This window comes from Photorhabdus sp. CRCIA-P01, assembly GCF_003545805.1.
Taxonomy (GTDB): domain Bacteria; phylum Pseudomonadota; class Gammaproteobacteria; order Enterobacterales; family Enterobacteriaceae; genus Photorhabdus; species Photorhabdus antumapuensis.
The window spans coordinates 81,132-93,682 of the sequence record NZ_NMQR01000009.1 but is presented as its reverse complement, the minus strand read 5'-3'; the positions used below and the strand labels follow the sequence as shown (position 1 = coordinate 93,682).

The window sequence follows — 12,551 nt, the reverse complement described above, 5'->3', positions numbered from 1 at the left end:
GCTCCTTAGTACAGTGAATGTTTGTTATCTTCAATAAAGCTTTTGTCCAAACGCCCAAACATTTTGTAGTAACACCAAATGGTGTATCCCAGAATGATTGGGACAAAAATCAGTGCAACCACAAACATGACGCGCAACGTCATCAGGCTTGAAGTCGCATCCCACATCGTCAGGCTGACATTAGGATTAGTGATTGAAGGCATAACAAATGGGAACATCGTCACACCGCAGGTCAGAATGATGCAAGCAATAGTCAGTGAAGAGAACAGAAATGCCCATCCTGCCCGATTCATACCGGTCATCAATATCGTCAGCAGAGGAGAAACAACACCCAGTGTCGGTAACGCCCACAACCACGGATAGTGATTAAAATTGGTCATCCAGGCGCCCGCCTGATGAGCAACTTCTTTATGCAATGGGTTAGACTGCCCCATGGTATCCAAGCCGCCAGTCACAATATAGCCATCAATACCATAAATCAGCCATACACCCGCCAGCAGGAAAGCAACCATTGTCACCAACGCACAGAGATAAGTTGCGCCACGGGAACGCAGACGCAGTTCACCGGTAGTACGCATTTGCAGATAAGTTGCCCCCTGAGTCACAATCATCATCAGGCTGATCACACCCGCCAATAAACCGTATGGATTTAGCAATCCGAAGAACGAACCGCTATAGAACAGGCGTAGTTGAGAATCAACGTTGAACGGCACCCCTTGTAACAGATTACCGAATGCGACACCGATAACTAATGGCGGAACAAAACTACCGACAAATATCCCCCAATCCCACATGTTGCGCCACTTACGGCTTTCCAGTTTGGAACGGTAGTCAAAACCCACCGGACGGAAAAACAACGCGGATAACACCAGGATCATGGCAACATAAAAGCCAGAAAACGCGGCGGCATAAACCGTCGGCCATGCTGCGAACAATGCGCCACCAGCGGTGATCAGCCAAACCTGGTTACCATCCCAGTGTGGCGCCACTGAGTTAATCATGATGCGACGCTCAGTATCGTTTTTACCAATGATGCGTAACAGGACACCCACGCCCATGTCAAAACCATCAGTTACCGCGAAACCGATTAGCAACACACCAATCAGCAGCCACCATATAAACCGTAGTACTTCATAATCAAACATAAGTGGACTCCTGTTTACTGAGCTTCAGGTGCTAAAGTTGTTTTCTGTTCAAAATGGTAACGACCCGTTTTCAGGCTACTTGGGCCAAGGCGGGCAAATTTGAACATCAAAAACATTTCCGCAATCAGGAACAAGGTATAAAGGCCACAAATCAGCGCCATAGAGAACAAGATATCGCCGGCGGCTAAATTTGAACTCGCCACCGCAGTTGGCAGAACTTCACCAATTGCCCACGGTTGACGACCATATTCCGCCACAAACCAGCCTGATTCTATGGCAATCCACGGCAATGGAATACTGTACAGTGCTGCACGTAGTAACCATTTTTGTTTACCAATGCGGCCACGGATAACACTCCAAAACGCCAGACCGATCAACAGTAACATCAGGAAACCTGCTGCAACCATGATACGGAATGCAAAATAGAGTGGTGCAACACGAGGAATAGAATCTTTTGCGGCTGCTTTGATCTGTTCTTCACTGGCATCAGTCACTTTGCTGGTATAACGTTTCAGCAACATGCCATAACCCAGATCTTGTTTATTTTCATTGAATGCGGTACGAACAGTTGGGTCTGTGTTACCTGCACGCAATTCTTCCAACAGATGATAAGCCTTTATACCATTACGAATACGCTGCTCATGCTGGTCCATCAGATCGCGCAGACCAATAACCGGAGTATCAACAGAACGGGTAGCAATCAGCCCCATAAGATAAGGGATCTGAATGGCATATTTGTTTTCCATTTTATCCTGATCTGGGATACCTATCAGTGTAAAAGCTGCCGGCGGTGGCTGGGTTTCCCATTCAGCTTCGATGGCGGCCAGCTTAGTTTTCTGTACATCGCCCATTTCGTAACCAGATTCATCACCCAACACAATAACAGACAGCACAGCCGCGATACCAAAACTTGAAGCAATCGCAAATGAACGTTTAGCAAATGGAATATCACGACCTTTAAGCAGGTAGTAAGAGCTGACGCCAAGAACGAAGATCGCCCCTGTCACATAGCCCGCTGCAACGGTATGAACAAATTTCACCTGAGCAACCGGGTTCAGTACCAGTTCAGCAAAACTTACCATCTCCATACGCATGGTTTCAAAGTTGAAATCAGAAGCAATCGGGTTTTGCATCCAACCATTAGCAACCAGAATCCAAAGTGCAGAGAAGTTAGAGCCTAAAGCAACCAGCCAGGTTACCGCCAAGTGCTGTTTTTTACTGAGACGATCCCAACCGAAGAAAAACAAGCCTACGAATGTGGACTCTAGGAAGAACGCCATCAGACCTTCGATCGCCAGAGGCGCGCCGAAAATGTCACCGACGTAGTGAGAAAAGTATGACCAGTTAGTCCCGAACTGGAACTCCATGGTCAACCCTGTTGCAACCCCCAGAGCAAAGTTAATACCAAATAACTTGCCCCAGAATTTTGTCATATCTTTATAAATTTGTTTACCGGAGAGCACATATACCGTTTCCATGATCGCCAGCAGAAACGCCATACCAAGCGTTAGCGGAACGAATAGGAAGTGATACATCGCGGTTAAGGCAAACTGTAATCGTGACAGTTCGACAATATCAAACATCTTGACTCCTTGCTCCTAGCAGGAAAGCATCGGCTTGCGGCAACCTGGCTTCGTACAAGAACCTATTCAAGGCTCTAAAACGGAAACCTTATAACTACCAGCAATAAATGCCTCTAAAATAACAACTCATTACTAAGTAAATTAAAAACTAATTAGACTAATAGTATAGTACGCTTATATTCCCATACAATAAATAGGTTTTACGTGATTCAGATTAGAATTCTGAATATAGGTCAATAATTGCGGTTATTGTTTAATGGGAACTTATTGATCAGGATCAATTTAAGCAAATTAGAAAAATAATGCTATAGTAATAACTTGATTTTAATAATTTTTTTCTGGTCAGTGTTAACTGTTTTGTCTATTATTTCATTTTGGTTGGCATATTGTTAATTATTTGTTTCTTTAGATAATTGTTGATTTCCATATTGCTGTAAAATGACTTTTAAAATTAACTTCATATTTTCATCCTTAAGAAAATATTGTTATTAACGTTGCATTAGCAGTGAGATCACCCCCGTTTGGCAGTCACTCAGATAGAATAACGACTCTCAGTTCGAGCATTAAAATTTCCTCTTGTGACAAGCCTCACCAAACTGAGGATAATGACTTAGTATCCCGATGCCCACAAACTGACACTTCCAAGTTCGCGCCAGTCACCAAACATTAACTGGCCTAAATGGAATTTTTGAGAAACTTAAGGTTTGGTGTATATACACTCATTAAATGAATAATTATTTTTTCTGGTCATTTATTCCGAAATTAAATTTGCATGAAATTTTACTTCATCAATCTTTTCACTGTAAATTGATTACGAGGTAACACAGATATTATTGAGTATGGCTTACAAAATAAATAGAGAGAAAACAATAGCTTTCAAATATTGAATTTTTCATTTTCACCAATTAACTAAAAATAGTTAATCCTTTAAGGCATAAGAGAATTTAATTATTAATTAACTGAACTAGACTGTAATTGATATGAATTATTGAAGTATTTTTCAATAATTCAATATGTTGATTATAAAATAATGTTATTTTATTTAAGGAGTATTTATGAATCAAAAAAATGATTTTAAATCTTTTTCTTTCGGCAACGATGCTAATGTAGTGAGCCAAGAAAAGTATGAAATTAATGAACATTTGCAAAAGGGAATTCCAGCAGGTGACATCAACCCTCACATTCATTTGTTAAATAAGGTATTGCGTCAATCGTCAACCATATCATCGGTGGTGGCTGATTTTATTGCGACACAATCTAGTGAGGATGTTCTGGATGATGGAGATAGAGATAAACTCACCGTGCAGTTAAATAAAGCGTTAGAAAAAGTCACCACAGCAAAAATTCCCAATGCCTCATTAACCCAAAAGGGAATTGTTCAACTAACAAATGAAATTGGCGATAATGACACGCTGGCAGCTACGCAAAAGCTTGTTCAGAAAGAAATAAATTCATTGCATGAAAACATTAATGAGAAAGTACCCAATACCCGAAAAATAAATGGAAAAGTATTAACCGGGGATATTACTATTAATGCTGAGGATGTAGGAGCGATATCAACAGATACAGATCTTCCCAGTGCTTCGTTAACACAAAAAGGTGTTGTTCAACTAACAAATGATCCTGGCGATAATGACACGCTGGCAGCGACGCAAAAGCTTGTCCAGAAAGAAATAAATTCATTGCATGAAAACATTAATGAGAAAGTACCCAACACCCGAAAAATAAATGGGAAAGTATTAACCGGGGATATTACTATTAATGCTGAGGATGTAGGAGCGATATCAACAGATAATGTAATACATTCAATGAAACACGGTGATCTAGATGGATTGGAAAATCTACATAATGGTTGTTCCGGGTTTAACCCCTCCGCGTTGTTCCTGACTAAATATGGGCTGCCACGTGGCAATGGTGGCGTTCAATTAAGAATTAGCAATATAAATGGTAAATCAAGCGAAGAGGAAGACGATGTATGGAGCCACAGGCTGATTTTTACCCATTTTGGCGATACATATCGTACAGATCATATAAATGAATATTATAAACTTACACGTAAATTTTGGGACAATATTAATGCTAAACCAGATTTTAATGGATACCTAAAAATATCCTCTCCGATAATAGAAATCTATCCTGATGGCACATTTTCAACTAACGAAGAATCAGAGGGTGCAGAAGTAAGGAAAGAAGAAACAGGAATATACCGTATATCAAATATCTCAGGCTATAACACTGATGGCGCCTGGGGTGTGCATGGCGGTATTTCTGTTCCCCAAAACAATAATAATCTTGAATTGATTTTTGTTGATGATAATATCCAACCTGACGGTTCTATTATCATTGAAGTCTGTCACCGCCAACATTCGCATTTACCTGAGAAATTTCAGAACTGGCGGCTCAAATCTGTTGATGACAATGGCAAACAGGTGTTCTACAAAGATGGGGAGCCATGTGATATTCCCGAATATTGTCGTTTGGATATTCGTGTCCAAATGCCAGAAGATTCACTCTGGAACTTGAAACGAAAGAAGTTACAGGAAGAAATAGAAAGTATCAGCGTTTCTGGCAATAAATTGTAGTAACACGGGGCCATATGGCCCCATATCTTACTTTTTTGAACTTCAAGATAAGTAACTGAAGTTCTTTTCATGCCAGTCAGGAATGATATAACAATGTGATGCCCAGTTTATCTCAGGTTCCTGTGGATGAAAATGGAACTTTGCCGATACGAAACAATATCATGGTCATTATTATACTCGGCTCCGTGATCTGTCGAAAGCACAGATACAGTATCTACTTGCAGCAGTGAAAAATATAAGGAAAGTGTCTTTATTAATAGCACTTTATTACCTGTATATCCACCGGGCATCGTCTTCTCTGATGAATGAAATTAAAAAAGTCCTACAAGAAAAACAGTGGGGTTTGTTAACAATTTAACATGAGAAACTTGACAATTTTTTACAAAGGACTATTAATTATAATACCATCTTTATTTAGTATCCATTTAATCCTGTAATACCAAAATGTTACATATATATTCTTACAACTATTTGTCTAACTAAGAGGAGTTATTATGCATCTTTATCCTTACTCATAACTTTCAATATGAAATTACAACATTAATTCACTATCAGTTTAAGATTCAGTGAATAGTGACACTCTAATATTATATTTATATACAGAGAATATCACATAAAATATGTGTAATTTATTATTTATAAACCATTTATTACTTCATGGAATAAAATTATGACTCTATATAACAGAATATTTATTTTTTTCATCATGATGTTTGCTCCGATAATATCCAGCTTTGCAGATACCGAAATTAAGTTATCTGACGAGCAAAGTCAGGCTATATCTCAACTATTAGAGAAGATTGAACCTAATAAACCGACACTGATCGATTTAACTAAATCGGAAAATGAGAAAGGATATATCGCATTATTACATTCCCATGGTATTACAAAACAAAAAAATCCTGATATTTTTAAAGATATCGAGATTATGAAAGCAAACCAAAAGACAATGTTTAGACGTGGAGAACTACTTGAAATAAAAAGCTCAAATGCAAAGCCAGAAGATTATTTTGGTCAGCCTACAATATTAATTTCTGATGGCTCCAAATCAATTTCAGCTGAAGTCCTTGGTTCCCTATATTTTCCTGGTTCTAATATTTTAAACAGTAATACAACTAAAACTGACGTTAGCTCTGTATCATTGCAGGGTGGCGTCACAATTTATGGCACAGACAAAAAAAATGGAAAATTTAAACACTTAATCAGCTCCGCATACAAACCGGTAAAAAACGAGGATGCAAGGGACCTTTTAATAGACACCAAAGAATATGATATTGTTAAATTAGAAAAATTTAGTAATCTTAAACCTGTTGCTACTTTTCAAGGGAAAAGAAATGGGATATCTATCACTAACGGACCAGTAATCATTCGGTCAAATACACTGACAGACCCTGAAGATATTGCTCAATACTTTCAGCCTCACAAGATGAATAACACAGCACCAACTCACGTAAAGAATCCATTAACGAAACCGGTAATCGTTTGCTTGAATAGAGCAAACCCTGAACCAGGAGCTGATAGTCAATGCGATTATGGTCCAACATCACCCGGTAATCCAACAATCAAGCTGGAAATAATAGGTGATGTTACATTCAAGAACCCTATCGCGATTGATGAAAAGGGAAAACCTACAGAATTTCAAGGTATGAAACCACATGCAAATCTGACACTGATCGGTCTTGATACTGGCGGCGCATGTAAATTAGCAAAAAATATAGATGAAGATACATTTTGGAAACATACAGAAGTCAATAATGATCCTGCCAGAGGTAATAATACAAAGTTATCATGGGATTTTTCTAAAAACACAGGTTACGCTGATTTTGGACCAATATGCTGGAAAAATAACGAAAGATATGTACTAGACCTACAAGTTACTGTTCCAACAATTCAAGGTGATACTCCATTTTCTAGCCAATTTACTTATACCAATAACCGCGGTCATGTGAAGAACGAGTCACAATTTATTTATCCACCCATTCAAATCCAATATGGTTGCATTGCAGAAGGCACATTAATAGATATGGCTGATGGTTCAAAGTGGAAAGTTGAAAATATCCGCCCAGGCGATAAAGTTTTAACAAAACAAGGAGGTATCTTACAAGTAAAAAGCCGTATTGTAGGTCACGATACTGAATTTATTGATTTAATTTACAATAATGGTGAGCAGGTTTCACTGACTCCAACACATCCTGTCTCAACATTACGAGGAATAGTCAAAACCGATGAACTTAAGATCGGTGATACAATACATACACGTGATGGCCAAACTACCCTTACCTCAGTTAAACAGAGAAAATCAGAACCATCAAACGTGTATAATTTTGTCTTAGAAAAGACAGATAGCCAAAATGAATTATTACCTGAAGATGCTGTGCTTTTTGCCGGTGGCATTTTGGTCGGTGATAATAACCTGCAAAGAAAAGTGTCGATATCAAATTAATCTCTCAGATTAATAACAAAGTGCTGGCTTTTTTAGTCAGCACTAATTTCTAAGTAACGCATTTGTATTATTTTTATGGTTGAGAATAAAATCCAGCCAACGAAAAACAGCCATTATGAAAAATGTTCTGACTCCATTTTCCCTTAGGTTAATTTGATCACCTACAGATACACTATTGGGAACCTCTAAAAACTCCCAATACAAAAAATAAGGTCAATTTTGCCCTCATTCGCCGTAAAATTGACCTTGTTGTGTGTGGCTTTTTCTTGCTTTTTCAGCGGAAAATATAAATTAATGGCTTTTTCATCACATGCCGAGATTAAAAAGCATGAATACCTGATTTTCTAAAATAAACCAAACGGGGCAAATCATAGCAGGTGGCCTTCAGCGTCATCGCAAAATTGGCTCGCAGCTGGCCTATCGTTCGGATGAATTTTTCACCCATCTGAGAGAATGAGCCAAAGATATGTTCTACCCGTGCCCGGGGTTTCGCTATTTTCTTATTTCGTCCTTTCTGGCAGTCTGATAAGGGCTTGTTGCGTGACGCTTTTCTCTGAATATGGACCCGATAGCCCTGTTCCTTCAGCGCACGTTCACGCATCTGACTGGCATACCCTTTATCCGCATAAATGTCCCGGCTTGTATTTGACCGATCCAAAACGGCTTCAAAAAACAGGCTATCATGGACAGCGGCGGTTCCTGTCGCTATGTGACGGATCACTTTATATTTTGCATCGACATTAATGGTCAGTTTGTAGCCAAAATAACTTTTACCGTGTTTCTTCGTCCAGGTTGCATCCGTATCTTTCTGGCATCGTTTATTCTTCGTCCAGTCATCAGGGGTTTTACCCTGACGGATTTGTTCATTCTCTTCTTTCTTATTGTGCTGCTTAGGAACCGGGATCAACGTGGCATCAATGAGTTGTCCGCCTCGAGGAATGAATCCCTGTGCCGAAAGTTGATGCTTCGCCTCGTCAAACAATGCCTTGGCACCTTCCAGGCCAATCCGTTTTTCGAAACCCCAAATCGTGTTACGGTCGGGAATATTAATGACATCGGTCAGGCGACAAAAACGTTGCCAGCTCATTCGGTCAAACAATTGATATTCCATCTTTTCATCGGAAAGATTATGGAAATGTTTCAGGATAATGATGCGAACCATCACCTCAGTCGGGAATGGCGGTCGTCCGCCTTTGGGAGAAATAATCCGTGGCACGACACGGTCTATGGTGTCAGCCAGTGCCGAGAAATCAACATACTTATCAAGGACAAGCAGTGGATCACCTAATTCATCGATTTTTCGACGGTGATATTCGGATGCCAGCTTGTCTTTTTTTAACGCAGAACGAGGCGGTATCATGATGGCGTTACCTTGCAGGGAGGTATTGTGTCTGTATTTTACTCAATTTTGGTGGCTATGAAAAGTTTTTAGAGGTTCCCTATTGTATCCCTATTGCACCAAATAACCTTCTATATCCAGAGGTAAAAACCATAAAACGTCGCGACCCGTAACGCTCTCTTCTTGGTATTTCTGGCTATTACTGCTAACAGACACAGTATCTGTACTTTCAGCAAGCTTAGGAAAAGAGCATAACGGTGACTATGATGCGGCTTTGCATCCGCAAGACTCTGTTCTATCGTCTCCTTTACCGGGCGCACTTCTTTTTGCCCTACAACGTCAACCGGTTTTCTCTAAAATGAAAGCTAGAAGAATACTGCAATAGCACTTAATAAAGTGAAATAAAGAGTCCCACGAGAAAAATAGTGGTATTTGTTAACAATCTGACATGAAAAACTTGACAATCTTTTACAAAGAACTATTAATTATATATATGGCGGATTCGACTAATAAGTGTAATTTTTCAGAAAGGCGGTTAGTTGATATAGTAGGCATCTTTACTACTCATCTTACTCATAATTTCCAAATTAAATTAATAAATTGTCAGTTTAAAACAATAATGCGCTAATATTATTTTGACTAAAAAATAAAGTATATGTAATTAATTCCTTACAAAACCTATATTATTTCACAGGATAAAATTATGACTCTATACAACAGAGCACTTGTTTTTTTCATCATGCTATTTTTCCCCATAATATCATGCTTTGCTGATACCCAAATTAAGTTATCTGCCGAAGAAAGCCAGGCTATATCTCAGCTTTTAAATAGTCTTGAACCTAATAAACCCACATTGATCGATTTAACTCAACCACAAAACGAGAAAGGATATATCGCATTATTAAAATCCCATAATATTACAGAACAGACACATCCTGATATTTTTGAAGATATCGAAACTATGAAAATACACCAAAATGCATTACTTAAAAATGGACAACGGCTTGAAATACAAGATTCGGTTACAAAGCCAAAAAATTATATTAGTCATCCTAGAATAGTATTTTCCGAAAATAACAAATCAATTTCAGCTACTGTTTTTGCTTCCCTATATTTTCCTGGTTCTAATATTTCAAACAGCAATACAATTGAAAATAACGCTGAAAAGGCAAAGTTACAGGGCGGCCTCTCAATTATTAGCTCTGACAACCAGGATGTTAAAACACTACATGTATCCGTACAAGAAAGTACAAAGAATGATGGGGTACGGAACTTTGTACTATCCACCCCTGAATATAATTTTGCTACCTCTGGACAACATGGTAATACGTATCAAGCTATTTCTTTGTTCCAAGGGGAAATAAATGGGATACCACTCAATAACGCACCAATAGTAGAGAAGTCACTGCCGCTGCAAGACCTTGAAAATTCTTTTAGCAACTTTTTTCCTCAAAGTATGGAAAACAAAGCGCCAACTTATGTAAATAATTCACCATCACCATCACCATCACCAGAGAACGAGAACGAAAAACCGATAATCGTTTGCTTAAATAGAGCAAACCCTGAACCAGGAGCTCCTAGTGAATGTGATTACGGTCCTACGTCTCCAGGTAAGCCAAATGATCAGTCAACAATCAAACTGGAAATAATAGGTAATGTTACATTTAAGAACCCTATCGCCATTGATAAAAATAGGAAACCTAAAGCAGCTCAAGGGATTTCACCCGCGATAGATCTGACACTGGTCGGTCTCGATACTGGCGGCGCATGTAAATTAGCAAGAGATATAAATGAAGATACATTTTGGAAACATAAAAAAGTCAATAATGATCGTCTCAAAGGCAATAATATAAATTTATCATGGGAATTTTCTAAAAACACAGGTTACGCTGATTTTGGACCAATATGCTGGAAAAATAACGAAAGATATATACTAGACCTACAAGCTACTATTGTAACAGAGCAAGGTGATAACGCATTTCCTGTGCTGTTTTCTTATACCAATAACCCCGGTAGTAAGAAGAGCGCGTCACAACTCATTTATCCACCCATTCAAATCCAATATGGTTGTATTGCTGAAGGAACATTAATAGATATGGCTGATGGTTCGAAGTGGAAAGTCGAAAATATACGCCCAGGCGATAAAGTTTTAACAAAGCAAGGAGGAATCTTACAAGTAAAAAGCCGTATTGTAGGTCACGATACTGAATTTATTGATTTAATTTACAATAATGGTGAACAGGTTTCATTGACCCCAACACATCCTGTCTCAACATTACGAGGAATAGTCAAAGCCGAAGACCTTAAGGACGGTGATACAATACATACACGTGATGGTCAAACTACCCTTAATTCAGTTAAACAGAGAAAATCGGAACCATCAAACGTGTATAATTTTGTCTTAGAAAAGACAGATAGCCAACATGAATTATTACCTGAAGACGCTGTGCTTTTTGCCGGTGGCATTCTGGTCGGTGATAATAACCTGCAAAGAAAAGTGTCGATATCAAATTAACCAGCTTTTTAACGGTCTGAGGCCACTTCATAGTGGCCTCATAGATAAGCATCTCTTATTAACGCTTACTTGCCAGCAAGTAAATCTTTCACCGCATCACCAATGTCTGCCAAGCTACGAACAGTCTTCACACCAGCCGCTTCCAGAGCAGCAAATTTTTCGTCCGCCGTTCCTTTACCACCTGCGATGATGGCGCCAGCATGTCCCATACGCTTACCTTTCGGCGCAGTCACACCTGCGATGTAGCCAACAACTGGCTTAGTGACGTGCTGTTTAATATAAGCCGCCGCTTCTTCTTCCGCATTACCACCAATTTCACCAATCATTACGATGGCTTCTGTTTGTGGATCTTGCTGGAACAATTTCAGGATATCAATGAAGTTAGAACCGGGGATAGGGTCGCCGCCGATACCAACACAAGTAGATTGCCCTAAACCGGCATCAGTCGTCTGTTTTACCGCTTCATAAGTCAGTGTGCCTGAGCGGGAAACGATGCCAACTTTACCTGCTTGATGAATGTGGCCCGGCATAATGCCGATCTTACATTCACCTGGCGTAATGACCCCCGGACAGTTAGGGCCGATCATACGCACACCGGCTTCATCCAGTTTCACTTTAACCGCCAGCATATCCAGAGTCGGGATACCTTCCGTAATCGTGATGATCAGTTTAATACCAGCGTCGATCGCTTCCAGAATAGAATCTTTACAAAATGGCGCGGGAACATAGATAACAGAAGCTGTTGCCCCTGTCGCTTCTACCGCTTCGCGAACGGTATTGAAAACAGGTAACCCTAGGTGCTCAGTACCGCCTTTACCCGGCGTTACCCCACCCACCATTTGGGTACCGTAAGCAATGGCTTGCTCTGAATGGAAAGTACCTTGACTGCCAGTGAAACCCTGACAAATAACTTTGGTGTTTTTATCAATTAAAATAGACATTAT

Annotated in this window: 7 protein-coding genes; 3 read left to right on the top strand and 4 right to left on the bottom strand. The window is 39.4% G+C overall.

Annotated elements, in window-relative coordinates; all coding sequences use genetic code 11:
* Nucleotides 1–5: 5 nt before the first annotated feature.
* The gene (gene cydB, locus D3222_RS08275) at nt 6–1,145 is read right to left on the bottom strand and encodes a cytochrome d ubiquinol oxidase subunit II (RefSeq protein ID WP_118985730.1); all 1,140 of its coding nucleotides are present in this window, start codon (nt 1,143–1,145) and stop codon (nt 6–8) included.
* Nucleotides 1,146–1,159: 14 nt separating this feature from the next.
* The gene (cydA, locus tag D3222_RS08270) at nt 1,160–2,728 is read right to left on the bottom strand and encodes a cytochrome ubiquinol oxidase subunit I (protein ID WP_118985729.1); all 1,569 of its coding nucleotides are present in this window, start codon (nt 2,726–2,728) and stop codon (nt 1,160–1,162) included.
* Between the two features lie 1,055 nt (nt 2,729–3,783).
* Here cydA and D3222_RS08260 point away from each other — a divergent pair.
* Nucleotides 3,784–5,310 (top strand): phage tail fiber protein, encoded by a 1,527-nt coding sequence (locus D3222_RS08260; RefSeq protein ID WP_232832448.1) that lies wholly within the window; start codon nt 3,784–3,786, stop codon nt 5,308–5,310.
* Nucleotides 5,311–5,980: 670 nt separating this feature from the next.
* Entirely contained in the window at nt 5,981–7,753 is a 1,773-nt protein-coding gene (locus D3222_RS08255) for a Hint domain-containing protein (protein ID WP_118985728.1), read from the top strand.
* Nucleotides 7,754–8,072: 319 nt separating this feature from the next.
* On the opposite strand, the gene D3222_RS08250 is transcribed toward D3222_RS08255, so the two are convergent.
* Nucleotides 8,073–9,110, bottom strand: coding sequence for an IS5 family transposase (locus D3222_RS08250; RefSeq protein ID WP_118985763.1), 1,038 nt, complete (start codon nt 9,108–9,110; stop codon nt 8,073–8,075).
* Nucleotides 9,111–9,795: 685 nt separating this feature from the next.
* On the opposite strand from D3222_RS08250, the gene D3222_RS08245 reads away from it, so the two are divergent.
* The gene (locus tag D3222_RS08245) at nt 9,796–11,607 is read left to right on the top strand and encodes a Hint domain-containing protein (protein ID WP_118985727.1); all 1,812 of its coding nucleotides are present in this window, start codon (nt 9,796–9,798) and stop codon (nt 11,605–11,607) included.
* A 65-nt stretch (nt 11,608–11,672) separates the two neighbouring features.
* Here the strand turns inward: D3222_RS08245 and sucD are convergent, their stop codons facing one another.
* Nucleotides 11,673–12,548: a succinate--CoA ligase subunit alpha gene (gene sucD / locus D3222_RS08240; protein ID WP_118985726.1), complete on the bottom strand. Its 876-nt coding sequence runs from the start codon at nt 12,546–12,548 to the stop codon at nt 11,673–11,675.
* Nucleotides 12,549–12,551 lie beyond the last annotated feature (3 nt).